We start from the raw sequence: 259 nt of genomic DNA, 5'->3' as shown, positions 1-259 counted from the left end.
CGGTCCCGGCGTTGACCCCGGCGTCGGCACAAGCGAGGGCAGCTCCGGCGCGCCTTCGGGCAGGCGGGCGTCGGGAATGTCGATCAGCCCATCGACCACCGGCGCGCCCTTGCGTTCGCGTTCCTCCCAGCCCTTGCGGTAATGTTCCGCCGAAGTGCCACGCGCCAGCCGGACCGGCAGCACCTTGATCGCCGCTTCCGGCAGGACGCAGCTTTTCTCGCACATGCCGCAGCCGGTGCGATGCTCGGCGTAAACGGTC

Annotated in this window: 1 protein-coding gene; it reads right to left on the bottom strand. The window is 70.3% G+C overall.

What is annotated here, in order from left to right; translation table 11 throughout:
* Positions 1-259: hypothetical protein (locus RMT89_RS43970; protein ID WP_315889358.1), on the bottom strand; the 259-nt coding region annotated here is incomplete at both ends.

The organism is Streptomyces sp. P17, assembly GCF_032436805.1.
In the GTDB taxonomy this organism is placed as follows: Bacteria; Actinomycetota; Actinomycetes; order Streptomycetales; family Streptomycetaceae; genus Streptomyces.
The sequence above is the reverse complement of the archived record's forward strand: the minus strand, read 5'-3'. Positions and strand labels throughout refer to the sequence as shown.